29 protein-coding genes are annotated in these 25,308 nt (G+C 65.1%); 16 read left to right on the top strand and 13 right to left on the bottom strand.

Annotated features, from left to right (window positions below; all coding sequences use genetic code 11):
- The first annotated feature begins 81 nt into the window (after positions 1 to 81).
- A complete protein-coding gene (locus AC1DTF_RS05830; RefSeq protein ID WP_477473385.1) occupies positions 82 to 684 on the top strand; it encodes an LGFP repeat-containing protein in 603 nt (200 codons plus the stop codon).
- A 1-nt stretch (position 685) separates the two neighbouring features.
- Here the strand turns inward: AC1DTF_RS05830 and AC1DTF_RS05825 are convergent, their stop codons facing one another.
- The 3 genes from AC1DTF_RS05825 to AC1DTF_RS05815 form a co-directional block, all read right to left on the bottom strand.
- Entirely contained in the window at positions 686 to 2,362 is a 1,677-nt protein-coding gene (locus tag AC1DTF_RS05825) for a GMC family oxidoreductase (RefSeq protein ID WP_477473384.1), read from the bottom strand.
- Positions 2,363 to 2,452: 90 nt separating this feature from the next.
- Positions 2,453 to 2,602 carry a hypothetical protein gene (locus AC1DTF_RS05820; RefSeq protein WP_477473383.1) on the bottom strand — a complete coding sequence of 50 codons (150 nt, stop codon included), beginning with the start codon at positions 2,600 to 2,602 and terminating at the stop codon, positions 2,453 to 2,455.
- 91 nt (positions 2,603 to 2,693) lie between these two features.
- Entirely contained in the window at positions 2,694 to 3,548 is an 855-nt protein-coding gene (locus AC1DTF_RS05815; protein ID WP_477473382.1) for an alpha/beta hydrolase, read from the bottom strand.
- Between the two features lie 91 nt (positions 3,549 to 3,639).
- Between AC1DTF_RS05815 and AC1DTF_RS05810 the strand changes: the two genes are divergently transcribed.
- On the top strand, positions 3,640 to 4,206 hold the full coding sequence (locus tag AC1DTF_RS05810) for a TetR/AcrR family transcriptional regulator (protein ID WP_477473381.1): 567 nt from the start codon (positions 3,640 to 3,642) through the stop codon (positions 4,204 to 4,206).
- 34 nt (positions 4,207 to 4,240) lie between these two features.
- On the opposite strand, the gene AC1DTF_RS05805 is transcribed toward AC1DTF_RS05810, so the two are convergent.
- Positions 4,241 to 4,654 carry a nuclear transport factor 2 family protein gene (locus tag AC1DTF_RS05805; RefSeq protein ID WP_477473380.1) on the bottom strand — a complete coding sequence of 138 codons (414 nt, stop codon included), beginning with the start codon at positions 4,652 to 4,654 and terminating at the stop codon, positions 4,241 to 4,243.
- Between the two features lie 167 nt (positions 4,655 to 4,821).
- Here AC1DTF_RS05805 and AC1DTF_RS05800 point away from each other — a divergent pair, with 167 nt between their 5' ends.
- Entirely contained in the window at positions 4,822 to 5,769 is a 948-nt protein-coding gene (locus AC1DTF_RS05800) for a GlxA family transcriptional regulator (protein WP_477473379.1), read from the top strand.
- Positions 5,770 to 5,772: 3 nt separating this feature from the next.
- Here the strand turns inward: AC1DTF_RS05800 and AC1DTF_RS05795 are convergent, their stop codons facing one another.
- The 3 genes from AC1DTF_RS05795 to AC1DTF_RS05785 all read right to left on the bottom strand — a co-directional run bounded on the left by AC1DTF_RS05795 (position 5,773) and on the right by AC1DTF_RS05785 (position 8,221).
- A complete protein-coding gene (locus AC1DTF_RS05795) occupies positions 5,773 to 6,780 on the bottom strand; it encodes a zinc-dependent alcohol dehydrogenase family protein (RefSeq protein ID WP_057165362.1) in 1,008 nt (335 codons plus the stop codon).
- A gap of 128 nt (positions 6,781 to 6,908) precedes the next feature.
- Positions 6,909 to 7,142: a hypothetical protein gene (locus tag AC1DTF_RS05790; protein ID WP_057165361.1), complete on the bottom strand. Its 234-nt coding sequence runs from the start codon at positions 7,140 to 7,142 to the stop codon at positions 6,909 to 6,911.
- 131 nt (positions 7,143 to 7,273) lie between these two features.
- Complete coding sequence (locus AC1DTF_RS05785) at positions 7,274 to 8,221, bottom strand: helix-turn-helix transcriptional regulator (protein WP_477473378.1); 948 nt, start codon at positions 8,219 to 8,221, stop codon at positions 7,274 to 7,276.
- A 63-nt stretch (positions 8,222 to 8,284) separates the two neighbouring features.
- Between AC1DTF_RS05785 and AC1DTF_RS05780 the strand changes: the two genes are divergently transcribed.
- Together AC1DTF_RS05780 and AC1DTF_RS05775 are read left to right on the top strand one after the other, a co-directional pair.
- Complete coding sequence (locus tag AC1DTF_RS05780; protein ID WP_477473377.1) at positions 8,285 to 8,917, top strand: TIGR03086 family metal-binding protein; 633 nt, start codon at positions 8,285 to 8,287, stop codon at positions 8,915 to 8,917.
- 114 nt (positions 8,918 to 9,031) lie between these two features.
- Positions 9,032 to 9,280 carry a DUF3297 family protein gene (locus AC1DTF_RS05775; RefSeq protein WP_057165359.1) on the top strand — a complete coding sequence of 83 codons (249 nt, stop codon included), beginning with the start codon at positions 9,032 to 9,034 and terminating at the stop codon, positions 9,278 to 9,280.
- A 42-nt stretch (positions 9,281 to 9,322) separates the two neighbouring features.
- On the opposite strand, the gene AC1DTF_RS05770 is transcribed toward AC1DTF_RS05775, so the two are convergent.
- Positions 9,323 to 9,532 carry a hypothetical protein gene (locus tag AC1DTF_RS05770; protein WP_477473376.1) on the bottom strand — a complete coding sequence of 70 codons (210 nt, stop codon included), beginning with the start codon at positions 9,530 to 9,532 and terminating at the stop codon, positions 9,323 to 9,325.
- Between the two features lie 213 nt (positions 9,533 to 9,745).
- On the opposite strand from AC1DTF_RS05770, the gene AC1DTF_RS05765 reads away from it, so the two are divergent.
- The 3 genes from AC1DTF_RS05765 (at position 9,746) to AC1DTF_RS05755 (ending at position 11,247) form a co-directional block, all read left to right on the top strand.
- Positions 9,746 to 9,982 (top strand): YlcI/YnfO family protein, encoded by a 237-nt coding sequence (locus tag AC1DTF_RS05765; RefSeq protein WP_477473375.1) that lies wholly within the window; start codon positions 9,746 to 9,748, stop codon positions 9,980 to 9,982.
- Positions 9,979 to 10,278, top strand: a complete 300-nt coding sequence (locus tag AC1DTF_RS05760; RefSeq protein ID WP_477473374.1) for a type II toxin-antitoxin system PemK/MazF family toxin — start codon at positions 9,979 to 9,981, stop codon at positions 10,276 to 10,278. Before AC1DTF_RS05765 ends, AC1DTF_RS05760 begins: the two co-directional genes overlap by 4 nt.
- Before the next feature lie 195 nt (positions 10,279 to 10,473).
- Positions 10,474 to 11,247 carry an HAD-IIA family hydrolase gene (locus AC1DTF_RS05755; protein ID WP_477473373.1) on the top strand — a complete coding sequence of 258 codons (774 nt, stop codon included), beginning with the start codon at positions 10,474 to 10,476 and terminating at the stop codon, positions 11,245 to 11,247.
- A gap of 333 nt (positions 11,248 to 11,580) precedes the next feature.
- On the opposite strand, the gene AC1DTF_RS05750 is transcribed toward AC1DTF_RS05755, so the two are convergent.
- Complete coding sequence (locus AC1DTF_RS05750; RefSeq protein ID WP_477473372.1) at positions 11,581 to 12,150, bottom strand: hypothetical protein; 570 nt, start codon at positions 12,148 to 12,150, stop codon at positions 11,581 to 11,583.
- Positions 12,151 to 12,269: 119 nt separating this feature from the next.
- On the opposite strand from AC1DTF_RS05750, the gene AC1DTF_RS05745 reads away from it, so the two are divergent.
- The 3 genes from AC1DTF_RS05745 to AC1DTF_RS05735 all read left to right on the top strand — a co-directional run bounded on the left by AC1DTF_RS05745 (position 12,270) and on the right by AC1DTF_RS05735 (position 14,192).
- The gene (locus tag AC1DTF_RS05745) at positions 12,270 to 12,476 is read left to right on the top strand and encodes a hypothetical protein (protein WP_059022234.1); all 207 of its coding nucleotides are present in this window, start codon (positions 12,270 to 12,272) and stop codon (positions 12,474 to 12,476) included.
- Positions 12,467 to 12,892 carry a PIN domain-containing protein gene (locus AC1DTF_RS05740; protein WP_477473371.1) on the top strand — a complete coding sequence of 142 codons (426 nt, stop codon included), beginning with the start codon at positions 12,467 to 12,469 and terminating at the stop codon, positions 12,890 to 12,892. Before AC1DTF_RS05745 ends, AC1DTF_RS05740 begins: the two co-directional genes overlap by 10 nt.
- Positions 12,893 to 13,553: 661 nt before the next feature.
- Entirely contained in the window at positions 13,554 to 14,192 is a 639-nt protein-coding gene (locus tag AC1DTF_RS05735) for a PepSY domain-containing protein (protein ID WP_477473370.1), read from the top strand.
- Positions 14,193 to 14,243: 51 nt separating this feature from the next.
- Here AC1DTF_RS05735 and AC1DTF_RS05730 read toward each other — a convergent pair whose 3' ends face one another.
- On the bottom strand, positions 14,244 to 15,005 hold the full coding sequence (locus tag AC1DTF_RS05730) for an IclR family transcriptional regulator (RefSeq protein ID WP_477473369.1): 762 nt from the start codon (positions 15,003 to 15,005) through the stop codon (positions 14,244 to 14,246).
- A gap of 175 nt (positions 15,006 to 15,180) precedes the next feature.
- Between AC1DTF_RS05730 and AC1DTF_RS05725 the strand changes: the two genes are divergently transcribed.
- Both AC1DTF_RS05725 and AC1DTF_RS05720 read left to right on the top strand, forming a co-directional pair.
- Positions 15,181 to 16,458: a DUF6986 family protein gene (locus AC1DTF_RS05725; RefSeq protein WP_477473368.1), complete on the top strand. Its 1,278-nt coding sequence runs from the start codon at positions 15,181 to 15,183 to the stop codon at positions 16,456 to 16,458.
- Positions 16,455 to 17,270 (top strand): bifunctional allantoicase/(S)-ureidoglycine aminohydrolase, encoded by an 816-nt coding sequence (locus AC1DTF_RS05720; RefSeq protein WP_477473367.1) that lies wholly within the window; start codon positions 16,455 to 16,457, stop codon positions 17,268 to 17,270. The genes AC1DTF_RS05725 and AC1DTF_RS05720 overlap by 4 nt, the downstream gene beginning before the upstream one ends.
- A 9-nt stretch (positions 17,271 to 17,279) precedes the next feature.
- On the opposite strand, the gene AC1DTF_RS05715 is transcribed toward AC1DTF_RS05720, so the two are convergent.
- Together AC1DTF_RS05715 and AC1DTF_RS05710 are read right to left on the bottom strand one after the other, a co-directional pair.
- The gene (locus AC1DTF_RS05715) at positions 17,280 to 18,002 is read right to left on the bottom strand and encodes an aspartate/glutamate racemase family protein (protein ID WP_477473366.1); all 723 of its coding nucleotides are present in this window, start codon (positions 18,000 to 18,002) and stop codon (positions 17,280 to 17,282) included.
- A gap of 12 nt (positions 18,003 to 18,014) precedes the next feature.
- A complete protein-coding gene (locus AC1DTF_RS05710) occupies positions 18,015 to 19,520 on the bottom strand; it encodes an NCS1 family nucleobase:cation symporter-1 (protein WP_057165349.1) in 1,506 nt (501 codons plus the stop codon).
- A 223-nt stretch (positions 19,521 to 19,743) separates the two neighbouring features.
- Here AC1DTF_RS05710 and allB point away from each other — a divergent pair, with 223 nt between their 5' ends.
- From allB to AC1DTF_RS05695, 3 genes are all read left to right on the top strand, one after another.
- Complete coding sequence (allB, locus tag AC1DTF_RS05705) at positions 19,744 to 21,102, top strand: allantoinase AllB (protein ID WP_477473445.1); 1,359 nt, start codon at positions 19,744 to 19,746, stop codon at positions 21,100 to 21,102.
- 48 nt (positions 21,103 to 21,150) lie between these two features.
- On the top strand, positions 21,151 to 22,773 hold the full coding sequence (locus AC1DTF_RS05700; protein WP_477473365.1) for an alkaline phosphatase D family protein: 1,623 nt from the start codon (positions 21,151 to 21,153) through the stop codon (positions 22,771 to 22,773).
- A 169-nt stretch (positions 22,774 to 22,942) separates the two neighbouring features.
- A complete protein-coding gene (locus AC1DTF_RS05695) occupies positions 22,943 to 23,647 on the top strand; it encodes a cutinase family protein (RefSeq protein ID WP_477473444.1) in 705 nt (234 codons plus the stop codon).
- A gap of 3 nt (positions 23,648 to 23,650) precedes the next feature.
- Here the strand turns inward: AC1DTF_RS05695 and AC1DTF_RS05690 are convergent, their stop codons facing one another.
- Positions 23,651 to 25,243 (bottom strand): FAD-binding protein, encoded by a 1,593-nt coding sequence (locus AC1DTF_RS05690; RefSeq protein WP_477473364.1) that lies wholly within the window; start codon positions 25,241 to 25,243, stop codon positions 23,651 to 23,653.
- Positions 25,244 to 25,308: the final 65 nt, after the last annotated feature.

The following is a 25,308-nucleotide window of genomic DNA, read 5'->3' as shown; positions in this document are numbered from 1 at the left end:
GTGTTTATTCCGGACCGCGAAGGGACGCGAACGGTTCAGCCAGATTTGACCGACACCGACGAAGGACGCGAGAGTGAGGCCATGATGACGATCACATACCGTCACAAGGCAGTCGTCGGCTTGGCCGTCGTCGCATCGATCACCGTGGGCTGCAGCAATGGCAGTGGCGTCGACGCGTCGGCGCCGCCGCAGGTCGGGTTGATCGCCACCTCCGAGGCCGAAGCCCCGCCCGCCGAAGTGAAGCTCATCGGGGAGCGGAACGTCGAGGTGACGCTGACCGGTCCGATTGCGGCCAAGTACGCATCGGCCACCGAATATCAGCGGCAGGCTCTCGGTAAGCCACTGACGGGTGACCGCAATGCGGGGGCTCGGGAGAGCGGTGTGCTGTTCCAGCAATTTCAGGGCGGCGTGATCACTGCCAAGAACGGCGAAGCGGGCACGCCTGGCTACATCACCTGGGGCAAGATCCGGGAGGCCTGGAATGTCCCGCGTGACCCGGAGGGCGTGCCTGCGGTCACCGGCGAGAACGGCTCAGTGGGTCCGCTGGGCGCACCCACCAGCGACGAGGACACCGTCGGCGATCTCCTGGTGACGACCTTCGAACACGGCAAGATCGAGTACGACGCGAAAACGGATCAGGTCGAGGTGACGGTCAACGACAAGGTCGTACCGGCCGGGCTCTGACTCATGCCAGGATTGCCCGCGCGGCGCGTTCGGCGATCAGCATGACCGGCGCGTTGGTGTTCCCGGACGTGATGGTGGGCATGGCCGACGCATCGACCACCCGCAGGCCGGCGACGCGGTACACGCGACAATCGGTGTCGAGCACCGTGGCGGCCGACCGCGGCAGACCACGGGTGTCGAAAGCTCCCATCGCGCAGGTGCCCACCGGATGAAAGATGGTGGTACCGAGCTCGCGGGCCGCCTGCTGCAGGTCTTCGTCGGTCACCAATTGCGGGCCGGGAAGCAGTTCTTCTGGGCGATACCGGGCCAGCGAGGGCGCCGCCATGATCTGCCGGGTCATCCTCAGGCCCTGCACGGCGACTTCACGATCGGCGTCGGTGGACAGGTAGTTACAGGTGATCTTGGGGTTGGTCAGCGGATCGGCACCGGCTATCCGCACATGACCTCGCGAGCTGGGTCGCAGATTGCAGACCGAGGGAGTGATGGCTCCAAACGGGTGCAGCGGTTCGCCGAACTTGGTCAGGGACAAGGGCTGCACGTGCCACTCCAAATTCGGACTGGCCAACGCGGGATCGCTCTTGGCGAAAGCTCCCAGCGTGGAGGGCGGCATGGTCATGGGTCCTGAACGCAGCAGCAGGTACTGAAGTCCCATGCCTGCACGGGTGATCCAGTTCCGGTACAGCGTGTTGACGGTCCGGGCGCCCCGCACCCGGTAGACCGTTCGCAGCTGCAGGTGATCCTGGAGGTTTTCGCCCACGCCCGGCAGATCGACGGCCACCGGCACCTGGTGCTGGGTGAGCAGCCCGGCCGGGCCCAGACCAGAGGCCTGCATGAGCTGCGGTGACCCGATCGCTCCGGCGCTCAGGATCACCTCCCTGCGCGCATGGATGTCGACGAGCTGGCCGTCCTTGAGCAGCTGCACACCGGTGGCGCGGTGCTGAGCCGTCATCCAGGCACCGCGACGCTGATCGTCGTGGACCTCGTCGTCCATCAACAGCTTTACGGCTTGAGCGTGGGTGTAGACGGTGAGATTCGGTCGGTGGGCGACGGGATGCAGGAAGGCATCGGCCATCGACCAGCGACGGCCGCGCCGTTGATTGACGTGAAAGTAGGCACTGCCGGAATTGTCTCCCCGGTTGAACTCGTCGATCGGGTCGATGCCCACCTGGGCAGCGGCGGCCTGCCAGGCATCCAAGATCTTCCAGCGCACCCGCGGCCGCTCGACGGCGATCTCACCACCGGCACCGTGCCAGTCGTCGGCTCCGCCGAAGTAGTCTTCCAATTCTTTGTAGATCGACAATGTCTCGCCGGAGCGGTCCCACCGCCAACGGTCGTCACCGGTGGCTTGGGCCCACAGCTCGTAATCGGTTGCCTGTCCACGCATGTGGATCATGGCGTTGATCGACGAGCTGCCACCGATGACGCGGCCGCGCGCGTAATGAATGGTGCGGTCGGCCAGACCCGTGTCGGCCTCAGTGGTGAAGCACCAGTCGGTGCGGGGGTTGGCGATGGTGTACAGGTAGCCCACCGGGATCTTGATCCAGAACCAGTCGTCTTTGCCGCCGGCCTCGATCAACAGCACGCGGTGATCGGGGTTGGCGCTGAGACGGTTGGCGAGCAGGCAGCCCGCACTACCTGCTCCCACGATGACGAAGTCGAATTCGGTGGCGGGGCTCATCTTCCTCCATGCGTCGGTGCGGCAACCGACGATCGCACATGTGCGACGACTCCGAGACCCTTCGGTCACATAGACGGGCGGCCCCGGCGGTCAGTCAGCCTCGTTCACGTCACCGGGATGCGGGACATTTTCGTCATCGACATAGGGTGCGTGATCGGTGTCGGCCTGGCTGTGGTCGCGCGGACCCTCGTTGGCTCCCTGGGACTCGACTGCATCCGCTGCGTCACTGGGCATTGTCATCGTCGGATCCTCCGGGTTCGGTGGCGGGGCTGGGCCCGCCGGAATGTTCGCCGGTGTGCGGGTGCCCTTTTTGCGCCGACCCGAACCACGCTCAGAGGGGCCGGCAGGTTCTGAGGTAACTGAGGAACGAAGCCTGCAGGCCGGTGACGTGCGTTTCGTGCAGGATCTCGCGGGTGACCGATTCGCGGCGCGAGGTGAGTCGGTGAAGGACCGTGGCCGTGTTCTTCGCGAGACTCTGGTAGACGGCCAGGTCTCCGAGAAGCTCTCGGTCGTTGAAGGTGACGTGAAGCTTGGTGGCCCGCCGGCTGTCGCCCATCTCATCGAGCTGGGCGAAGATCTGACTGTTCTCGGCGATGACGCCGGGGCTGCCCGCTCCGATGCTCTCGAAGAGCGGGGCGCCGGTGAGCCAGGCGTAGAGACTGAACAGTCCACCGTAGGAGTAGCCGAAAAGGCCGTGACCGCTTGTGGCGGTGCCATAGTCGCGTTCGATCCTTGGGTGCAGTTCCGTCGTCAGGAAGCTCAGGAACACATCGGCGTGGGTGTCGCGTAATTCGGCGAGGTAGGCGTCGGCTTCCTCGCGGGTACGCGCGCCTGCCTGCAGGCCCATTTCCACGGCATCGACGAGCTCCCGGGCGATGGGCTCGCCCGGTGGCACAAAGTCTCTGTTGCGCAGCCGATCCCAGTCCTGTGCTTCCTCGCCTGCGTAGCCGACGCTGACTTGGATGTAGGGCTGGATCTTCTGCATGGGGTCCATCTGGGTCACGATCAGGGGAGCGGTCAGACCCACAGCCCAGTTGCCGTCGAGCACATACAAGACAGGTGCCTGGGTCGTGGCGGGGTCGTAGCCCGGCGGCGTGGTCACCCAGACGCCGTAGTCATGCCCAGCGCAAGAACGCATCTCGAAATAGTCGGTGCCGGCCAGACAGCCTTGCCACATGGAGCTCATCGAAGTCCTTCACAACTTGGCCGGCTCACAGCTCGGTGGACTCGGCAGGTTTTCCATTGGATAAATACTATCCAATGGATAAACTGCGAGCATGCTCTTGTCAAGTGAGGAACGCGGAGGCGGCGCGCGCGACCGTCTGCTGGCTCGGCTTCTCGACGCCTACGGGCAGGCCCTTCCCTCGCCGGAGGTGTCGCTCCGTGAGGTCGCCGCCCGGGCCGGGACCAGCCACGCCTTGCTGCGCTACCACTTCGGTTCGCTCCCGGGCGTTTTGGCGGCCATGCTCACGGTGCAGCGAGCTCATGACAACGAGGCGCTCCTCGCGACCGCTCGGCAAGGCACCTTCGACGACCTCGTCGTCGCGATCTGGCGGACCTACACCCGCCCCGAACAGCTGTCACGGATACGCGGTTTCTTCCACGTCGTGGGGCTGGCGGCGTACAGCCCGGGGGACTTTGGTGACTTCATCGACTCACTCGACGACCTGACCGCGATGCTGGTCTCGCTGGCGGAAAGCGAAGGGCACGACACCAGGCAAGCACTGAGCATGGCCACCGTGGCCACTGCCGCGATTCGTGGCCTGCTGCTGCAGGAAGTGCTGACCCCGGGGGGCCAATCGGAGGACACGGTGGACCTGATCCTGCGTATGAGCAGAGGCTGAAAGGACCAGCCGGGCGGAGGATCGTTCGCGGTTGTCAATCCGCAAACGCTCGGAGAACCGAGAGGCTGTCCTCGTACACGTGGTGGCGGGTGATCAGTCCGTTCACCACAGTCAGGTGCAACGCGAAGGCGGCGTCGTAGCTGCGACCAGTCGGTGCGGCAGTGTTGTGGAGCTCGCCGAGTACGACGGCGTCCGCCCCGTCTACCAGCACGGAATTCACCTCGGCAGAACCCGGTTTCGCGATGTGATGTTCTGCGATGAGCCGATAGTGTTGCTCGACGCCGCCACGAGTGGACCGCTGTTGAATCCACGGGACGACGTCTGCGTAGTCGCCGGTCGGCCAATTCAGTTTCCACGAGATCTGCTCGGCATAGAGCTCGGCGATGTTCGCGGGGTCACCGACCGTGATGCGCCGCAGCAGTTCGTTGACTGTCTCCCTGGTATCCACAGTCCGAGTCTGGCATTTGGTGGATCGCCACGCGATTACGTGACAAGTCATGGTGACGACAACGCGGTGCCGCCCTGAAGGCCGATGCCGCACGGGCTGGCAGCAAGGCGCACACATGCGAGGATGATGACGCGGTCGGCACGCGTCGGCCGGATCGGAGTCGGGTGATGCAGCGGCCGCATCAGGTGGTGGTCCTCGTGCTCGACGGTGCGCTCCCGCTGGATGTCGGAATCCCGGCGGAGGTCTTCCATCCGGAGACGGGGTTCGCGTACGAGGTGTCGGCCTGCGGGGTCATCGCCGGGACGGTGCCGTCGCACGGGAGCTTCGGCTACGCCGTCCCGCGAGGCCTGGACGCACTGGCCGCCGCGGACACGATCGTCGTCCCGGGGTACGCCCCGGCCGGTCGGCCGATACCGGTAGAGGTGTGCGAGGCGCTTCAGGGCGCCGCATCTCGCGGGACGCGCATCGCGTCGATCTGCTACGGCGCGTTCGCCCTCGCGGAGGCCGGGCTGCTCGACGGTCTGCGGGCCACGACGCACTGGGATGCGGCGGACAAGCTCGCTGCGCGGTACCCGGACGTGACGGTCGAGCCGAACGTGCTCTTCGTCGACGAGGGATCCATTCTCACCTCGGCGGGCGCCGCCGCCGGTCTTGACCTGTGCCTGCACATCGTTCGCTGCGACCTCGGCGTGAGCGCGGCGAACGAGRTCGCACGAGGGCTCGTCACCGCGCCCTACCGGACCGGGGGTCAGGCCCAGTACCTGCCGAAGACCAACTCGGCGGCCCATGGCGAAACCCTTGCCGCGACACGCGAATGGGCCATGACCCGGCTCGACCAACAGCTCACGATTGCCGGGCTCGCCGCACACGCACGGATGTCGCCCCGAACGTTCCTGCGGCGCTTCACCGAAGAGACCGGCAGCACCCCGCTGCAGTGGATCCTCCGGGCGCGGGTCGACACCGCCCGCGAACTCCTGGAGAGCACCAGGCTTTCGGTCGACCGCATCGCGGAGCAGGTCGGCCTGGGAACCGGATCGAACCTGCGACTGCACTTTCGGAGGCTGCTCGATGTGTCCCCGTCGGAGTACCGAGCCACCTTCTCCGGGCGGAGTTGACTGCTACGAGATGCGAGGGGGGAGCGTGGCGGTGTCACCGGCCACGTCGATCGCGACCTTGCCGCGGAGTGCATACGACCGCCTGTTCTCCATGAGCTCATGAGCCTCACCCATTCGAGCGAGCGGAAGCGTGGCGCCGATGACCGGTTTCACCAGACCACGCTCGACCAGCGTGGTGAGCGCGTCCAGCTTTCCTCGGTTCTGTCGGGTGAAGACGAAATGATAGGCCGCGTTCTTGCCCCACGCCTCGATGAGGTTCTGCGGCTGCGCGATGTCAACGATGCTGACGACGCGCCCAAAGTCTGCGAGCGTCAACGGACTTCGGGTGAGCGCGTCGCCACCAATCGTGTCGAAGACGACGTCGACCCCGTTGCCTGCGGTCATCTCGGCCACTGCATCCACGTAGTCGGTCGACGTGTGGTCGATCGCCGCATCCGCTCCGAGTGAGCGCACGAACTCGTGGTCGCCGGCTTTCGCGGTGGTGATCACCCGTGCGCCGATCGCCGTCGCGACCTGGATCGCGATCGTGCCGACCCCGCCCGCGCCGCCGTGGATGAGGATTGTCTCGCCCACGCCGAGCTGAGCCCGCGTCACCAGGGCTTCCCAGACCGTGCCGCCGACGAGGGTCAGGCTCGCCGCCTCAAGGTGACTGATGTTCTCCGGCTTGCGGCCGACGAGGTCGACGTCGGCGACGTGCTGCTCGGCGTATGAGCCTGGGCCGCCGAAGATCTGGGGCGTGTAGTACACCGCATCACCGGCGCGGAACTCGGTTACGTGGGATCCGACCTCCTCGATCACGCCGGAGATGTCGTGCCCGATGATCGCCGGTAGCGCCACATTGTCCGCGTAGTCGCCGCGACGGATCTGATAGTCGAGCGGGTTGACGGCGGTCGCGTGAACGCGCACCCGTACCTGGCGGGGTCCGACGGCCGGTACGGAGACCTCGCGCAGCTCGAAAGCATCGGGCCCTCCGAAACGGGCGAGCACAACGGCTTTCATCAAGTCAGTCATCTAGGTGTTCCTCAACGTGGTTCTGGGCGCGCGGGTCTATCCCAGTGTTTCGCGCACGATCCACCCACTCCAGTGGCAGCAATGCCAATATCCGCGAGGATAATGACAAGCGTGTCAAGGATTGAGGGCTACAGTTGGCCCAGCGGCCGGCAGACATTGGACAGGGCGTTCCAATACTGACCGGGCGCACAGTTCTCCGCCGGGCGTGGCGTCTGGCAGGTATTGGTGATCGGATCCCAGAATTGTCCGTTGACACAATTCGGGGGTTCTGCCGATCCGATCCCGGCTCCGAACAGCGAGCCGGCAGCGATCGGGGCGGCCGCAAGAATGGCGATGGTGGAACGGCGTAGAAGATTTCGCATGAGTTGATCTTGCCCGACGAAGTGGATTCCAAAACGCCTTCAGTGCGAAACCATTCCCATCTGCACAGGTCGGGATGATTGGTCAGCCGAGCAGAGCGCAGTTCGCTGTCGCRCAGCGGGTGACGCCCGGCTCAGCTGTAGCGCGCCACAAGCGCGCCGCCGATCGAAGCGAGGTGATCGCGCACGCCCTGTGGGTCGGTGACTTCGAGCCATTCGGTGAGCCAGGCAAGTTCGCCCGCGAGGGCGTACTCGTCGCGGCCACGGATCACGATCTCGATCCGGCCGTCGGGCGCGGAACCACCCACCTCGAGGCGGGTCCCGAGCACCATCCGGAGCAGGCTGAGCCCGTCGGGAGCGCACATGGCCCGGGCCGCGAGGGGAGTGCGCTTTCGATCGACCTCGTCGGCGATCTCTCGCCAACTCTCGGCAAGGTCGAATCCGTCTGGTCGGTTGACGGCGTCGTCGGTCAACTCGATTGAGAAGACACGGTCGATCCGGAAGGTCCGCCGACCGGCCTCCGTCTGGGAGACCAGGTACCACGTCGGCCTCTTGGCCACGATGCCCAGTGGGTGCACGGTCCGCTCGGTCTCCGAGCCCATGCGGTCGACGTAGCCGAGTCTTACCTGGACACCGCGGATCACCGCTTCCTGAAGTTCCTCCAGGAACCGGGGTGGTGGAGGCTCGGGCTGGCCGGCTCCCCAGTGCCGCGGGTCTACGACGACGGATGCCGCTGCGGTCTCGGCCTGCTCGCGGAAGGGCTCGGGCAGCGCGCGTACGAGTTTGCGCAGAGCTGCCTTCACGTTCGGGGTGGCGGTCGAGGCGGGTCCGGCAACCAGAAACAGCGCGCGAGCCTCGCTCGCTGTCAGCCCAGACAGATCGGTGCGAGCGCCGCCCAGCATGCGCCACCCGCCCCCTCGGCCCGGCACGGCGTACACAGGCACCCCGGCGCTGCTCAACGCTTCGAGGTCGCGGCGGGCGGTGCGCTCGGACACCTCCAACTCGAGAGCGACCTCCGATGCTGTGACGCGCTCGCGCCGTTGCAGCAGGAGGAGGACAGCCACTAGCCGGTCGGCTCGCATGCAACCACACTCCCACATCAAACCGGCCACAAGGTGACCGGTTTAGGTCGGCACAATCGCGCCATGAACACACCCACCAGCACCACGGACCCCCGCCCGATTCTCGCCCGTGCCATCACTACCGGCGGGTCCGTCGTCGCCGGCGTGCGGCCGGAGCAACTCGCGGACCCGACGCCCTGCCCAGACATGGACGTGCGAGCACTGCTCGCCCACCTCGTCGGCGTGCTTGACCGAGTTGCCGCGCTCGGCGACGGCGCAGATCCGCTCGCGGTCACCGACACCCCTGTGGCCGAGGATCGCTGGCGCGATGTGTGGCGGGAGTCGGGGAGACGCGCCGCCGATGCCTGGAGCGATGACGCCGTGCTCGAACGACCCATGGCACTGCCGTGGATCGAAGGTAGCGGCGCCGAAGTGCTGGCTTCCTACTTCTCCGAGCTGACCGTCCACACGTGGGACCTTGCGACGGCGACCGGTCAGCAGCCCGACTGGGACGACACAGTGGTCGCCGCGGCGCTCGACGGCGCTCGCCGGATCTTGCCGGCCGAGAATCGCCGGGCTCTCTACGAGCAGATCTCGGCTGCAAGGGGCCTCGACGCGGTCGCCGTCCCGTTCGCCGAGGCTGTCCCGATCTCCGACGACGCCCCTCGCATCGACCGCCTCGTTGCCTGGAATGGCAGGGATCCGTTCTGGTCCTGACGCGCTGGGTCAGGTCATGGCTGTGCTGATGGCGGCCAGCTTGCTTGCCGGCCGGTCGCGTAGATTCTCTGAGAACAATCCGAGCACCTGAAGCACTATTCAACGAAGGCCATCATGTCCGAGGACCAGAGCACAGACGTTCCACCGAACCACCTTTCGATCGATCCGCGCAGTGCCTTCTATAGCGAAGAGGCGCTTCGCCGCGACGTGGGTATTCGCTTCAATGGCGTCGAGAAAACCAATGTCCACGAATACAACGTGGCCGAGGGATGGGTGCGCGTTGAAGTCCCTACCGCGAAGGATCGCCGCGGAAATCCCATGGTCGTGAAGCTCAGCGGCACGGTGGAACCCTATTTCCGCTGAGCGGAATGGTGGACGTCTCGCGCTTCGTGGGGGAGTAACGGTTCACGCGACACTGCTGACGATTGCGATAACCAGCCCGCCCAGGGTGAGCACCCCGACCATCGCCGCGGCGGCGATCGCCCCGGTCCGGCGATGCCGGCGTGCGTAGAAGATCGCCACCGCGATACCGACGAGGATCAACGCTGCATAGGCCATCAGCCCGACCGTCAGGCCCGCCGTTGACGCGGGGCTGGCCAGGGTCACGTTGGGCACGCCGTGAGCCTACGGCGCGAGTGGATCGCTCCGTCAGTCAGTCAGTTGTCCTACCGCGGCAAATGGTGGTAGTTATCGCGGCCAACGGCATGGTTGGGCTTGTCTTCATTTGAGAGCCAGTCGTGCGTTCGACGAGCGGGCATTGAGTCGCGCGAGCGTCACATTCGGTAATCAGCGGTAGCGTTCTGCATCCCACATCGGTACCATTGCGCTGTGAGCAAGCAGATTGCCGTTCGGCTTCCGAACGAAGTCGTCGATTTCATTGACAGGGAAGTGGACCAACGGCACGTCGAGAGCCGCGCATCATTTGTGCTCAAAGCGCTCGAACGCGAGCGTCGCCGTCTGATCGCTGCTCGCGATGCGGCGATTCTCGCCAAGCCCACCACCGCGGACGATGACTTCGACGAGCTCGCTGCTCATACGTCCACCTTCGAGCTGGATATCGATTGAGACCAATACACGTCGCCCAGCTCGACAAGGCTCGGCCGGTTCTGATCCTGACTCGGGAGCTCGTGCGGCCCCACCTCACCAGGGTCACCGTGGCACCGATCACCGGAACAGTTCGCGGCCTGTCGACCGAAGTTCCAGTAGGTGTGCGTAACGGGCTCGAGAAAGATTCCGTCGTCAGCGTCGACAACATTGTCACGATCCCGGTTGCGGCACTGGGCCGTCAGATTGGCTTCTTTCTTCCTGATCAAGAGGAATCGCTGACAACGGCGATCCAGCACGCGTTCGATCTCGACTGACAAGCAAGGGTCAATGCGAGCGATGTTCGAGACGATCCGGATGCGCGTGCTCTGTTCGCTGAAGGGCCACACCGGGGTTGTCGGCGGGTAGGCGCCACTGGCGTTGCCGCTGCTCTGCGAAAACAGCGCTGATGAGGATCTTGTGACTTCTTTGACCACATCAGACGCGGCGGCAGTACCTGCGAGACTGGACGCATGAGTACCACACCGCAGTGCTGGCTGACCGACATGGATGGCGTCTTGGTCCGGGAGGAGCACGCCCTGCCAGGGGCCGCGGAGTTCCTCCAGGCGCTCACCGACCGGCAGCGGCCCTTCCTGGTACTCACCAACAACTCGATCTTCACGCCACGTGACCTGGCGGCCCGGTTGGCGCGGTCGGGCCTGATTGTGCCCGAGGAGTCGATCTGGACCTCGGCCCTTGCGACGGCGGCCTTCCTGCACGACCAGCTGCCGGGCGGCTCGGCCTATGTGATCGGCGAGGCCGGCCTGACCACGGCGCTGCACCACGTGGGCTACACGTTGACCGACGTCGGTCCGGACTTCGTCGTGCTGGGAGAGACGCGCACGTACTCGTTCGAGGCCATCACCAAGGCGATCCGCCTGATTCTCGGCGGGGCGCGTTTCATCGCCACCAACCCCGACGTGAGCGGTCCGTCGGCGGAGGGTCCTCTGCCTGCCACGGGCTCGGTCGCCGCGCTGATCACCAAGGCGACCGGCAGGGAGCCCTACTTCGTCGGCAAGCCGAATCCGATGATGTTCCGCAGCGCGATGAACCGCATCGATGCCCATTCGGAAGGCACCGTAATGATCGGCGATCGGATGGACACCGACGTGGTTGCGGGCATCGAGGCCGGGCTGGAGACAATCCTGGTGCTCACCGGCTCGACGACGCGCGAGGAGATCGAGCGCTATCCGTTCCGGCCCAGCCGGGTGTTCGAATCCATCGCCGACGTGATCGAACTCGTCTGACGCGACGTCTGATGAACACGGCGTACTTTTCTGGAAATCCTGCATATTCGATTACTGCATATGCTTCTGGGTAGTGGACCCGTTGTCCGCGTTAGTGACGTCGAATGCCGTCGTGTTGGTGTCGTCGTTGGGGTCGAAGCAGTTCGAAGATCGTAAACGATGTCGCCGTTTCGGCAGCTGCGGCTGATCCGACACGCACCCGGGTAGCAGAACTCGGATCCCTAGACCGTGGGCTTCAGTCTACGAAAGTTATTGATGCACGACTGATTACACTTCTATCCAACATCGTCTCAGATCGCGCTTTCACGATCGCTGGTGAAAGCCACGGCCACCTCAAGCCCTGCCATGTGGACTCATCCGTTGCAGCACCTGGACCACATGATAGGGTCCAGGCTCCACCCTCGCGGCCTCGTCGGCAAACAAGCTGCCCAACTCCATCGCCACTTCGAAGTCATCGACTAGGCAATGTTCGTTGACGGCTTGCTGGTCCGCCATGCTGTTGCACGACAGGGGCGAGCATTCAAACCACCCGCAGAAACTGGTGTTGACGATGTCGTAGCCGATCGGCGCGTATGCCGACAGATCAGGGCTGGCGGGTAGGCCGGGCCACTCATCGGCGGGCGACCATGGCTCACTGCTCCCGTCGTCGAAGCGGATGCAGACCGCGCGGTATGCGAACAGCGTGTAGGCGTACCGCTCGGCCTCGGGCACCACGCTCGACGCTAGAGCCTCGCTGTCGTAGAACCCGGCGGAGTTGTGGGCGCAGCGCTCAAGCCGATCGGGCACGCTCGGCGAGATGTGCTCGCTAACACTACAGACGTCGTCGATCGGCGCCTGCGCGAGGAACTCTGGCCGCACGGCGACCTTACGGGCCAGGAAGCCGACCAGGGCAGAATCGACCATGTTCGGTCAGAGGCTATCGCACAATCGACCACACGTTCGCGGGAAAGCAGCCAGGCCAGCCAACTGGGGACGCACGTATATACTCAATCAAGACTTCGTATATACGTGAGGGTGGCGAGATGACCAAGCGCTTAATTGACCTCGATGACGACCTGTTGGCCGCCGCGCAAAAGGAACTTAAGACGTCCGGCGTATCAGATACCGTCCGCATCGCGTTGCAGCAGGCTGCAGCGGCGTCTGCACGCGCTCGCCAGATCGCATGGTTGAAGTCTGGCGGTATGGGGGAGATGGCTGACCCTGGTAAACGAGGTGATGTGTGGCGGTAGTCGCGCGGTATCTCATCGACACCAGTGCCGCGGCACGGATGACAAACCCCAAGGTCGCCGACCGACTTGCTCCGCTTATCGAGGCCGGATTGGTCGCAACCACCGCTCAGCTCGATGCCGAGGCGCTCTACAGCGCCCGGTCCGCCGCGGACTACGCCCAGATATGGTCAGATCGCCGCCTCGCATACGAGTACCTGCCGACCAACGATGAACACTGGCAGGCGGCGTTGGATGCGCAGCGGTCGCTGGCCGGCACCGGTCGTCATCGTGCCGTCGGCATGGCAGACCTACTGATCGCCACCCTTGCCAACGCCCATGATGTGACACTGCTGCACTACGACGCTGATTTTGAGATCGCTGCCGAGGTATTGCCCTTCCAGCATCGGTGGGCGCTGGAACCGGGCGCTATCAGCTAGGGCAGGGTGTGGTGGAGCGGAGCGGAGTTGAAGCCCATTGGTGCGCAGTGCAATATTCGGTAGTTAACTTGACATAATGTAGATTATCGGCACAAATCTGAACTGGGTGAACGTTCGAGAGGTGCTTGCTGTCCGGCCGGAACCAGTTGGCACACATCGTGAAAGCTCGACTGCTACCCGCGTATCCCGCGTGTTCGCGTTGCGGCACTTTCAACATGGGTCAACCGGACATGGTGAAACCGCGGCCCAATTCCGCGGCTGCTCGGGGTTTCGGGCCCCGATCGCAGCGACCGAAAACCGTGCCTTCCGCAAGCGCCCGAGCAGCCGCTCTCGGGGCATTCGTCACTGTGACGATAATGTCCCTTGGGCCGGGAGTAGCCGATAACGAAGAACGGTGACGAAGGCGGGTTTCGGAGTGCGTAAGTCCCGGCCGACGAAACGGTCGCTGTCCAGGTCCGACAGATACGCGGCCACCATTCGGATCATCGCCCCACACGGTGCAGACGCCCGTCGCGACCGTCGGCTATCCCCCGGTTGATCCTCGCAGCAGACCGGCGGCGGTTCGTCCAGCTGCGCACGTGAGCCCGCAAAACGTCACAGTGACAAAAGGATCCAGGTACTCGCCCGTTTGTGAGACACCTTCTCCGGATATACGCAGAGGATGACTACGCATGCCGTGTCAGGCGCATCGCTGATAGCGCTGGCTTCCGCCGGCGTCCTACTGCTTTCAGGATGTTCGTCCGATGGCGGCGGCACGAACGCCGACCCGGCCACGAACACAACGTCGAGCTCGGAGTCGACATCGACCGGCGCTCCTTCGGCGACCGTCACATCGACGACAGCGGCCGCAGCGACGCCGGGGCCCGACGTCGACCTCGCCACGGCGACGTTCCCCGTCGACCTCAATCGTGCGCTCGCGGTGGCCGATGAAACCGCGCCCGGCGGCACCATTACCAAAATCGAGCTTGAGTTCGACCGGCCCGCGAATGCCTGGGTGTGGAAAATCGACTCGCAGAACAACACTGAGCAGCGCGAGATCAAGATCGATGCGAACTCCGCGCGGGTGATCGCCGACGAGCGAGATCAGGAGTCATCGGCTCCGGTGGCTGTCGACCCGCGGAAGCTCGACCCGGCGGACGCATTGGGCCTTGCGACCGCGCTGGTGCCCGGGTCGGTCGAATCGTGGGCGCTTGAGTTCGATGACGGCCGCCAGCGGTACTCGTTCGACATCCGGACGCCGGCTGGCGCCGACGACGACGTGGATGTCGACGTCGACACTCGGGTCGCAACCAGGTCATAGAGTCACGGAGGCGAAGCATCCTCCTGCACAAGGCATTCCAGTCGAAGAGAGTTACTGCTCCCGAGCGCCGATCAACRCTTCAGAGATGACGCTGGTTGCCTTCTGCAGTGCGGGAATGGCGCGAGCGATCACATCCTCGTCGACATGACTCGATGCGCCGGAAATGCCGATCGCCATCGGGGTCGGGGCCCCYGGCACCGCCATCGCGATGGAGCGAACGCCGATCTCGTGCTCCTCATTATCGATCGCGTAGCCGTCGGTGCGCACGCGTTCGACGTTCGCGAACACCGCAGAAAGAGTCGACGCACTGTTCTCGGTCGGTGCGGGAAGTCCGGACTGCGTCACCAGTTTCAAAATCCGGGCATCGTCCAATTCGCTCAACACAGCCTTACCCACGCCAGACGTATGAAGGCCGATGCGCTTGCCGACTTCATTGTTCGTCCGCGTCCGCTCCGAAGACAGAACCTGTCCGGTATAGATCACCATGTCACCGTCGAGCACCGCGAGACTCGCCGTCTCTGACAGTTCGTCGACCAACGACTGCAGCACCGGATCGGCGACCGCGCCCAGCTGTCGGTTCGCCACTTCGCCGAGTCGAATCAGCCTCGGCCCCAGGGCGTAACGGCGATTCGGTAGTTGGCGCACGTATCCGAGTCCGACCAGCGTGCGCAGGAGGCGGTGGATCGTCGGTGGTGGCAGCGGAGACTCCGCCGACAATTCCGTCAGTGAGCACTCCCCTCCCGCCCGTCCGATCAATTCCATCAGCTCGAACGCGCGCTCCACCGATTGGACGCCGCCCGATCTCTCCGCCATACGAACCACTTCCCGCCGATGAATTTCGTTCCATCCAACACACTCAAAAAGAGTTCCGCAATACGGAATAAGTAACCATTGGAAGAACATGCAACCGGAGCCCGGAGCCGCGCGTTAAACTCCACATGGTGGAATTTATGTGGCGCGGAGACTTCCAGCCAGGAAAGGGGCACCTGTGACTCGTCGCCTCGACGGTGCGGTGCTGGCCGACGTCGACCGCCGCCTCTCGAACGCTGACGCTCAATTGGGCACCCGATACCCCGGCGATGACGGCCGTCGACAGCCCGTCCACACCGTTTACATCCCGGGCAACCGGTACTCGGCAACGATGCCCGCCAATTGGGGATCCGCCGCTCTCGCAGCCGCGGAGAACGCCGGCGGCCTCGACGCCGTGGCCTCGCTCGTCGGTGCGAGCAGCGGAACCGACTGCGCTCCGGAGACTCTCGCAGCCCTTGTCGAGAACAAGCTGACCACCGAGCCGATCGAAGACCTCCGCATCGACTTCGAGGACGGCTACGGCACCTTCGACGATGCGACCGAGGACGCCGATGTCGCACAGGCGATCGCCGCGCTGCGGATCGCGCTCGACGCAGGCACCTCCACGCCGTTCGTCGGCACCCGCTTCAAGTGCTTCGAAGCGGGCACCCGGGCGCGCGGATTGCGCACGCTCGACATATTCGTCAGCGGACTCGTCGACTCCGGCGGCCTCCCCGATGGCCTCACCCTCACCCTCCCCAAGGTGACCTCCGTCGACCAGGTCGAAGCGATGGTCGCGGTCGCGAGCGCCCTTGAAGGGGCGAACGGACTGCCGGCCGGCCGCATCCGCTTCGAGGTGCAGGTCGAAACACCGCAGGCGATCCTCGACGCCGACGGCCGCGCACCCGTTGCCCGGTTCATCCACGCCGGCCAGGGCCGCGTCAGCTCGCTGCACTACGGGACCTACGACTACTCGGCGTCCCTCGGTATCGCCGCCGCCTACCAGTCGATGGAGCATCCCGCGGCCGACCACGCCAAGAACGTCATGCAACTCGCCGTCGCCGGCACCGGCGTGCACCTGTCCGATGGCTCGACCAACATCCTCCCGGTCGGTGACCCCGACAACGTGGCCACGGCGTGGAAGCTGCACGCGCGCCTCGTCCGGCGACACCTGGAACGCGGTATCTACCAGGGCTGGGACATGCATCCCGCCCAACTCGTCACCCGCTACCTGGCGACCTACGCGTTCTACCGTGATGCCTTTGCGCCCGCCGCGACGCGCCTGCGCAACTACGTCCATCAACTCGACTCGACCGTCATGGACGAACCAGCCACCGCTCGCGCACTCGGCAACGTGATCCACCGTGGCAGCGTGTGCGGCGCCCTGACCGTCGACGAGATCGAGGCAGCTACCGATCTCCCGATCTCCACCGTGCGTGATATCGCGCTCGGCCGCACAACCAGGAGCAATCAGTGACCACTGCGTCGTACTACACGCCCCGCGGCGGACTGCCCCCGCAGACCGATCTGCTGACCGACCGCGCCATCGTCACCGAGGCCTATACGGTGATCCCGCGTGGCGTCCTCTCCGACATCGTCACCTCGGTGCTTCCGGAGTGGACCGATACGCGGGCATGGATCATCAACCGTCCGGTCGCCGGCGGAGCGACGACGTACTACCAGGCAATCGTCGAGGTCAAGCCGGGTGGTGGGGCGCAGCGACCCGAGCCGCAACCGGAGGTGCAGGGCTTCCTGTTCATCACGTCCGGTGCGCTCACCGTCGACGCGGCAGGCCAATCGCACATCCTCACCGAGGGCGGATTCGCCTACCTTCCCGCGGGCACCGACTGGTCGGCCCACAACACGGGCGACGCCGACGCGACGTTCGTCTGGATCCGCAAGCGCTATGAAGCCATCGCGGGCCACACCGCATCCGTCAAGTTCGGTAACGAGCAGGACATCGCGCCGTCGGCCATGCCCGGGACCGACGGCAAATGGCGTACGACGCGCATGCTCGACCCACAGGATCTCGCGTACGACATGCACGTCAACATCGTCACCTTCGAGCCCGGCGCGACCATTCCGTTCGCCGAGACCCACGTGATGGAACACGGCCTCCTGATGCTCGAAGGCAAAGCCGTCTATCACCTCAACGGCGACTGGGTGGAGGTCCAGGAAGGCGACTTCCTCTCGCTGCGCGCCTTCTGCCCGCAGGCGTGCTACGCGGGCGGGCCGTCGAACTTCCGCTACCTGCTGTACAAGGACGTCAACCGGCAGATCATGCTCTAAGACGTTGGGCTACAACCGGAATGGCCACCCGATGACCGTCTTCTTGCGGGGGTTCGCGTAGGTACGGACCTTCGATGTGGACAGGCCCATCCGGACCAGCCCTTCGGCGATGGTGACCGCGGCGCGGACTCCGTCGACGATCGGGACGCCGGTCGCGGCCGTCACCTTCTCCTCGAGTTCGGCCATGCCGCCGCAGCCGAGGCAGATCACCTCGGCGTGATCGTTCTCGACTGCCTCGCGTGCCTGGCGGACGATCGCCTCGACCGCCCGGTCCGGATCCGACTCGAGTTCGAGCACACCTAGGCCCGACGCCCGCACCGACGCGCATCGTGCATCGAGTCCCGCGAGCTTGAGACGGTCTTCGATCAGGGGGACGGTGCGGTCGAGGGTGGTGACCACCGAATACTTGTGTCCGAGATACATCGCCGTCGACGCCGCCGCCTCGGTGATGTCGACCACCGGGACGTCGAGCAACTCCTGCAGACCTTCCCGGCCGTGCTCGCCGTAGCCGGCCTGGATCACGGCGTCGAACGGTTCGGAGTACGAGGTGATCGCGTCCATGACGGCGATGGCCGCGAGATAGCTCTCGAAGTTCCCTTCGCACGAGTCCGCACCGAATCGTGGCGTGATGCCGACGATTTCAGTACCCGGCGACGCGACACCGCGCGCCGACTCGGCGATCGCATCGGTCATCGAGGCCGTGGTGTTGACGTTGGCGACGAGAATCCTCATGGGTGGTCCCTACTAGTGCGTGCTCGCCACGGCAATGGACTCGCCGGAGACGTCGTTGAACGGCCCCCGGCGGTCGGCGACCACCAGGTACACGATCGCCCCGAGCCCCGCACCGATGAACCACGAGAACTCCGAGACGATCTTGAATGCCGGAACGAACGCCATCAGCAGTGCCGCCACCGCGGTGATGACGAGAGCAACCACGGCCCGCACGTTGACGCCCCTCGTGTACTGGTATTCGCCGTCCGCATCGGTGGTGAACAGGGCTGGAACGTTGATCTTGGAACGACGCACCAGCCAGTAGTCGGCCATGATGATGCCGAACAGCGGCCCGAGGATGGCACCGAGCCCACCGAGGAAGTAGTTGATGACCGCAGGCGAGTTGTACAGGTTCCACGGCAGGATCACCAGACCGATGACGGCCGAGATGAATGCTGCACGACGAAAGTTCAATTGCTTCGGGAACAGGTTGTTGAGCGCGTAGATGGGGGCGACGAAGTTCGCCATCAGGTTCACCGCGACGGTCAAAATCAGCAGCGCAAGTGCGGCGAGCACCAGCAGCAGGGTGTTCGGCACTTCTTGGACGATGTCGGCGGGCGCTTCGATGATGCGTCCGTCGATGCGGAACTGAGCGCCGGCCAGCGTGATGACGATGGCGCCGAACACCAGCATGTTGAGCGGGATACCCCAGAAGTTGCCCTTCACGATGGCCCGCTTCGACGTCGCGTTACGGGTGAAGTCGCAGAAGTTGAGGACGAACGTGCCATAGATCGCGACCCAGAGGCTGGCGCCGCCGACGATCTGCAACCACATGTCGACGCCGGTCAGCGAGTCGGGGGTCGTCCACGCGATGGTCCAATCGGCGTTGCTGAGCATCCAGACCGCGAGCGCGATCATCGTGAACAGGATGACCGGACCCGCGAATGCCTCGTACCTGCGGATCATCTCCATGCCGTAACTGACGATGATCACCTGGATCACCCAGAGGACGACGAACGAGATCCAGCCGAGCGTCGACAATCCCAGGAAGCTGTTGGTGTCGAGGGTCTGGGCGGACGGCACGAGCGCGATGATCATGATGCGCAGCACTACGGACGCGAGATAGGTCTGGATGCCGAACCAGGCGATCGCGACCGCGCCGCGGATGAGGGCGGGGATCTGCGCTCCGAGGGTGCCGAACGAAATGCGGCTCATCACCGGGAACGGGACGCCGGTCTTCTCCCCCATGAACCCGGACAGGTTGAGCAGTAAGAAGAGGAAGACGCCGCCGAGTCCGAGCGCCAACAGGATCTGCCACCCACCGAGGCCCAGGGCGAACAGTCCGATGGCGAACGAGTAGTTGCCCAGGCTGTGTACGTCGTTCGCCCACAACGTGAAGATGTTGTACGCGCTCCACCGTCGGCCTTCGCGCTTGGTGGGCGCGAGGTCGGGGTTGTACAGATGAGGGCTCACGTCGGCGAACGGGGTTACATCACGACGACTGGAGTCGCCGATGAGCCCGGTGGACTCTGTGCTCATGGATACGCCTGTCACGGTCGGAGCGCCGGCGCTTGGCGCCGCCGCAAATACTCCACTGTGTGGAAGTAAGATTCCACGGATTCGACAAGTTAGTCGCATCGGCACGCCCCGTGTCAAGCTTTTCGGACGATTGACTGTGTCAGCGCTCACACCTAGAGTCTCCCCAGAAATGGAGTTCAAGTTCCACGATGAGGAATTTCGCTCAAGCAACGGAGAGCTGCCGATGACCGCCGATACCTCCGACCATTCTGATTTCGACCTGGTGGTCCGCGGCGAACGCACGCTGACAACGGCGGGGATCGTCGCTCGCGAAATCGGCATCCGCGACGGTCGCGTTGTCGCGATCGAGCCGCTGGGCAGCGGCCTCACCGGCACGGAGGTCGTCGAACTCAGCGACGACCAGGTGATGATCCCCGGGTTGGTCGATACACACGTGCACGTCAACGAGCCGGGCCGCACCGAGTGGGAAGGGTTCGACTCCGCTACCCGCGCAGCGGCGGCGGGCGGTGTCACCACGCTGATCGACATGCCGCTCAACTCGATTCCGCCGACGGTCAACGTCGAAGCACTCAACGCCAAGCGCGCGGCGGCATCGGGCAAGACGCACATCGACGTCGGTTTCTGGGGCGGCGCGATTCCGGGCAACACCGGCGATCTGCGCGGTCTGCATGACGATGGCGTGTTCGGCTTCAAATGCTTCCTGCTGCACTCCGGCGTCGACGAGTTCCCCCATCTCGACGCCGACGAGATGGAGAAGGACATGGCCGTACTGGCCGGGTTCGACTCCATGATGATCGTGCACGCCGAGGACTCCCGCGCCATCGACCGAGCTCCCTCGGCCGAGGGCAACAAGTACGAGCGCTTCCTCGCGTCGCGGCCGCGCGGCGCCGAGAACGTTGCGATCGCGGAAGTCATCGAACGCGCGCGGTGGACCGGCGCCCGCGCGCACATCCTGCACCTCTCGTCGTCGGACGCCCTGCCCATGCTCGCCACTGCCAAGCGCGACGGCGTCAAGATCACCGTCGAGACCTGCCCGCACTACCTGACCCTGCTGGCCGAGGAGATCCCGAACGGCGCGACCGCATTCAAGTGCTGTCCACCGATCCGGGAGGCGTCGAACCGCGAACTGCTGTGGCAGGGCCTGCTCGACGGCACGATCGACTGCATCGTCTCTGACCACTCACCGTCGACGGTGGACCTGAAGGACGTCGAAAACGGCGACTTCGGCGTGGCGTGGGGTGGCGTCGCGTCGCTGCAGCTCGGCCTGTCGCTGATCTGGACCGAGGCCAAGCGTCGCGGCATAGAACTCACGCAGGTGCTCGAGTGGATGGCGGCCAAACCCGCCGAACTCGCCGGACTGAACACCAAGGGCAAGATCGCCCTTGGCTACGACGCCGATTTCGCGATCTTCGAGCCCGAGTCCGCGCAGGTCGTCGACGTGCACAAGCTGCACCACAAGAACCCGGTCAGCCCGTACGACGGGCGCGCACTTGCCGGTGTGGTGACGAGTACCTGGTTGCGTGGCAGGAAGATTGACTTCCAGACCGCGCAGGGCCGGATGCTGCGCCGCGGCGGCGTGTAGCGCACCCAGGCTCATCTCGCTGGGCGCCCGAGCGCATAGGCTGTCTCGGTGAAACTTCTGCTCGGTCCCGTGCTGCGCCACGTCGGCGAAACCACCGCGATGGTCTGGGTGGAGACCGACGAGCCCACCGAGGTCGAAGTCCTGGGGTGCTCGGCGCGCACCTTCCAGGTGCAGGACCAGCATTACGCGCTGGTTCCGGTGCAGGGACTGACCCCGGATTCGACCACCGAGTACCAGGTGCGCATCAACGGCACGCAGGTCTGGCCAGAGCCCGACTCCGAATTCCCGCCGAGCGTCATCCGCACCCGGGGCCCGGCGGCATCTGACCGGTTGCGGCTGATCTTCGGTTCGTGCCGGTATCCGAAGACCGGCGATGCCAAGATCGACAAGAAGCTCGGTGAGGACGCCCTGGACTGCTATGCGGAACGACTGACCTCGCAGCCGCACGAGGATTGGCCCGACGTGCTGATCCTGCTCGGCGATCAGGTCTACGCCGATGAGTTGACTCCGGAAGCGCGCCAGCAGATCACCGGCCGGCGCACCAACAAGAAGCGGCCACCCGACGAGGTGGTCAGTTTCGGCGAGTATGTGGGCCTGTACCGGCACACCTGGGGTGATCCCGAGATCCGCTGGGTGATGTCGACGCTGCCCACCGCGATGATCTTCGACGACCACGACATCCGTGACGACTGGAACACGTCTGCCGCGTGGCGGGCAGCCGTCAACAAGAAGCCGTGGTGGCGGGACCGGATCCGTGCCGGCCTGGCGTCCTACTGGGTCTATCAGCACATCGGCAATCTGAGCCCGCAGCAGCTGGAGCGGGATGAGGACTATCAGCAGGTGCTGGCCAACGCCGGTGACTGTTGGCCGCTGCTCGCCGAGCTTGCCGACCGCGCAGACCGGGAGGTCGACGGGGAGAAAGGCCTGCGGTTCAGTTTTCGCTGGGATCTGGGGCGCAGCAGGCTGATCATGGTCGACTCGCGAAATTCCCGGATCCTTGACGGCGGGAACCGGAAGATGTTGGGCGACGCAGAGTTCAGCTGGCTGGAGAAGCATGTCAACGAGGGTCTGGAGGACCTTGACCATCTGATTCTCGCGTCCTCGCTGCCGTGGCTGTTGCCGCCGGCGATAGGTGACATGCAGACCGTCAACGAGTTCGCGGCCGAACGGTCGGGCTTGCACGGTGCGGTGGCCGAGAAAATCAGACAGACAGCGGATTTCGAGCACTGGCCGGCGTTCTTGAAGTCATTTCTGCGGTTGAGCGAACTCATCATCGAAGCAGCCAGCAGTTCTGAGGCTGGGCCGGCGACGGTCAGCGTGCTCTCCGGCGATGTCCACCACAGCTACGCGGCGCGGGCACACTTCCCGGGTGACTCCACTGCCCGGGTACACCAGCTGGTCTGCTCCCCCGTCCACAACTACGTCCCGTTCTTCGTCAAGCCGGTGTTCAARCTGGGCTGGTCGCCGCGAGCGGCCCGGGTTGCCCGACGTTGGGCGCGTCGTCACGGGGCGCCCGATCTGCCGATGTCCTGGCGCAACCTGAGCGGCCCGCTGTTCGGCAATACCATCGCCACCCTGGAGACGGCGGGGCGCACCGCGCGAGTGGTTTTCGAACAGCCCCGGGAAAACAGTGAGTTGGCGACCGTGACTGAAATCTCGCTGACCGACTGAGCCGACCGTGTCGTAACGCAACCACGCACGGCTGCGATGACATGAGCGGTGCCTCGCTTGAGGAACACGTTCAGGGCAGGCGGGCGAAAATACCGCCGCCTGCCACGGGGGTCTGGCACAGTCTGCGCAGGGCTGTTTGGGGAGGGTTCAATTGGTCACTGGTGTGCGAATCGTCAGTCGCCTGGTCGCGGCGACTGTCCTGGCGGCGGCGGCGTTGCCCGTCATGGTGCCGACTGCCGGCTCGCAGTCGTGCCCCGATATCGGAGTCGTGTTCGCCAGGGGCACCTCGGAGCCGCCCGGCGTCGGCGGTGTCGGACAACGATTTGTCGAAGCGCTACGCGCACAATCATTTCCGCGAACGGTGGGTGTACACGGCGTCAATTATCCGGCGAGTGACAACTTCACCGGCGGCCCGGCATTCCAGATGAACGTCGTCGAAGGTGTGCGCGACGAGTCCATCCATGTGCAGGGCGTGACCTCGGTGTGCCCGGGCACCCAGATGGTGCTCGGCGGGTACTCGCAGGGGGCGGTCGTGACCGCTCTTGCCACCTCCGGTGTGGTACCCGCGGGTGTCGCGTCGGGGACTGCTCCCCTGCCGCTGCCCGCCGATGCCGTCGACAATGTCGCCGCGGTCGTCCTGTTCGGGACGCCGGCGGGTTGGTCCGCGGAGAAGTACGGCGCCCCGGTGATCGACGTCGGACCCGCCTACGCCGCCAAGGCCCTGGAGTTCTGCGCTCCCGGTGACACCGTCTGCTCGGGCGCGCCGCCGTCCGGATCGAGCGCACCTCATCAGCAGTACGGCGTCAACGGAATGGTCGACCAGGCGGCGGCCTTCACCGTCAGCAGGCTGGTGCGGTCACCGGCGCCGGTCTAGCCGTCAAGTAGGTTGGCGCGTCGCGTGTTCCGCGGCGCGTCGTCCGGAGAACACGCAATCGGCCAACGACAGACCGCTGACATAGGAGTTGGCGCAGATCCCCACCGCGGTGCGGCCGGCGGCGAACAGGCCCGGGATCGTGGATCCCGACGGGGTCTGCACCGCACCGGTCGGCTCATCGACGGTGAGTCCACCGAGGGTGAACATCGGGCACGGATTGATCAGGCTCGGCTTGACCGAGATCGAGATCAATGAGAACGGGCCCTGCCCAACGGGTTCCACGAAGTCGGCCGGTTTGCCCATCGGGTCGGGTGCGCCGGCGGCGGCCGCGTCGTTATGGGCGGCGACGGTGGCACGCAGACCCACCGGGTCGACACCGGCTTGGAGCGCGACCTCGTCCAACGTGTCGGCCCAGACTCGGTCGGTACGCAGCATGGCCTCCATCTGGAGCCGCTGAAACCAGATGGCCTGCTCAGGCAGTTGAGTGCGCGCCTGCTTGAGCAACCGATCATCGGCCAGGATCCAGGCACGGCCGTCGTGATCTTGCACCATGGCGTGCCCGACCGCTGCGCCATAGCGCGTCTCATCGATGAATCGTTGCCCCTGCGCATTCACCACGAGTGAGCCCAGGAAGGCACTGGGTGGAGTGATGAAGCGCCATGCCGACACATTGTCCAACCGGTCCACGGCCGCGCCGAGTTCCGCGCCGAGCCGGATGCCGCTGCCGTCGTCGGCGCTGGTGCCGAGTTGCAGTCCGTCACGGTAGGCCGGCGCGTGCTCGGCGATCCACTCCCGATTGGCGATATAGCCGCCCGCGCTGAGAATGACTGCGCGGCGTGCCTGCACGTCGACCGTGCGTGCGTACCGAGATTCTAAGCGGCGCAGGAGTGTGTCCATGGCTGCCCGCAGCGGTGGGTAGTAGATCCCCGGCTTGACGGCCAGCGCGGCGTACCCCCGGTAGCGGCGTTGCACCCAGGACGGGGCCTCGTCGAGCGTGCTGGTGCGCACGCCGACCACCCGGCCCGTCGGATCGGTCAGCAGTGACACCGCTCGAGTCAGGAACTTGGTGCGAACCCCACGGCGTTTCGCCGACGCGGCCAGCGGCTGATAGATCTGCTTGCCCGAGGCGCCCGGCCCTTTGGCCCGGTGGCCGCGTTGCACCGGTGGCGTGATCGCCCGGAACCGGCCGGAATTCTCGCTCCCGGAAAAGTACAGGTAGTACTTGTTGTTCGGGTAGGACGTCTTATACGGGCACACCGACGCCTCGAAGGGCACACCGTGCCCACTGAGCCAGTCGATCATTGCCGGGCTGGAATCCACGAACCGGCGCAGTGTTTCGGGCTGTACCGCGTCACCGATCTCCGCCTGCAGGTAGGCGTACATTCCGTCGGCGGTGTCCCGGATGCCGGCATCGCGCTGCACCCAGGTCCCACCGCCGGCGTAGATGATGCCGCCGGATACCTGAGTGGCACCGCCGCCGTTGAAGCGATCGATGGCCAGGACGTCCGCTCCCCTGTCCCGCGCTTCCAGTGCAGCGCAGACCCCCGCGGCCCCGTACCCGACCACGACGATGTCCGCCGACTCATCCCACTCCATAGCGCCCCCGCCCAGTTCTCGGACCAGTAGTTTGTACTCAAAGTACAACATATGAGTTCATGTCA

Source organism: Mycobacterium sp. P4_H6, assembly GCF_056400845.1.
The sequence above is the reverse complement of the archived record's forward strand: the minus strand, read 5'-3'. Positions and strand labels throughout refer to the sequence as shown.